At 63.1% G+C, this 1,542-nt stretch carries 1 protein-coding gene; it reads right to left on the bottom strand.

Annotated elements, in window-relative coordinates; genetic code table 11:
• Positions 1-1,533: type I polyketide synthase (locus AWC18_RS03555; protein ID WP_133054975.1), on the bottom strand; the 1,533-nt coding region annotated here is incomplete at its 3' end.
• Between the last annotated feature and the right edge of the window lie 9 nt (positions 1,534-1,542).

Here is a 1,542-nt window from a genome sequence, read left to right as displayed (position 1 = left end):
GCCGTCGGTGGCCATCCACTGCGCGAGCACCCCGGCAGTGGCCGCGATCCGCGCCGGCGACTTCCCCGAAACCACCAACGTACTCACCGGCACCGCCGCAGCCGCCGCAACAACCGGCGCCTCCGGAGCCTGCTCCACAATCACATGCGCATTAGTGCCCGACACCCCAAACGACGACACCCCCGCCCGACGCGGACGCGACACCTCCGGCCACGCCATCGCCTCGGCAGCAATCTGAAACTTCGACGCACCCACACCGGCATTCGGAGTCAACTCCGAAAAATTCAAATGCCGCGGAATGAACCCCTGCTGCACCGACAACACCGTCTTGATGAACCCGGCAACACCCGAAGCAGACTCCAAATGCCCCACATTGGTCTTCACCGACCCCAACACCAACGGCGCCGCACCACCACGATCACCAAACACCGCCGCCAAGGCATCCAACTCAATCGGATCACCCAACGACGTCCCCGTGCCATGCGCCTCGACATAATCGATATCCGCCGCAGACAACCGCGCCGACGCCAACGCCGCACGCACCACCTTCTGCTGCGCCGGACCCGACGGCACCGTCTGACCCGACGACGGCCCATCCTGATTCACCGCCGAACCACGCACCACCGCCAAAATCCGGTCACCATCACGCTGCGCATCCGACAACCGCTTGAGCACCACCACCCCGGCACCCTCGCCCCGCACATACCCATCAGCCGCAGCATCAAAGGTTTTGCACTGCCCATCCGGGGCCAACATCCCCCACCGCGACGTCGCAATACTGTTCTGCGGGGCCAACATCAAATTCACCCCAGCAGCCAACGCCTGATCCGACTCCCGACGCCGCAAACTCGCACACGCCAAATGAATCGTCACCAACGACGACGAACACGCCGTATCCAACATCATCGCCGGACCATGCACACCCAAGAAATACGACAACCGCCCCGCCGCAAAATTCGGGCCATTACCAAAGGCCAGATAGGGATCGAAGTCGCGCGGTCGCATTCGCTCGGCGGCGAGGATCGCGTAGTCGTTGGTGGTCAGCCCGACGAATATGCCGGTCTGAGTTCCGCGGATCGCCTCTTTGGTGATCCCGGCATGCTCCAACGCCTCCCAGGCCACCTCCATCAACAACCGCTGCTGCGGATCCATCGCATCAGCCTCACGCGGCGAAATACCAAAAAACTCCGCGTCAAACTCCGCCGGCTGCCACGACGTCAAAAACCCACCCACCCGAGAACAAATCGTCCCCGGCACCGAATGATCCGACGAATACAACGCATCCGCATCCCAGCGATCCGCCGGAACCCGAACAATCCCCGAACCCTCATCACACAACAACCGCCACAACGCGGCCGGACCATCCACCCCACCAGGCAGACGACACCCCACACCCACCACCGCGATCGGCTCTAAATCCCCCGCCTCAGCAACCGCCAACCGCGCCGTCAAATCATCAATCTTGCGCAGCGCCTCAGCAACAATCGCCCGACGATCCGGCCCCCCGACCGGCGCAGCACTCTTCTCGCTCAACTCAACCTC

It is taken from the genome of Mycolicibacter nonchromogenicus (assembly GCF_002101775.1).
GTDB lineage: Bacteria > Actinomycetota > Actinomycetes > Mycobacteriales > Mycobacteriaceae > Mycobacterium > Mycobacterium nonchromogenicum.
This window is presented reverse-complemented; position numbering and strand designations above follow the sequence as displayed.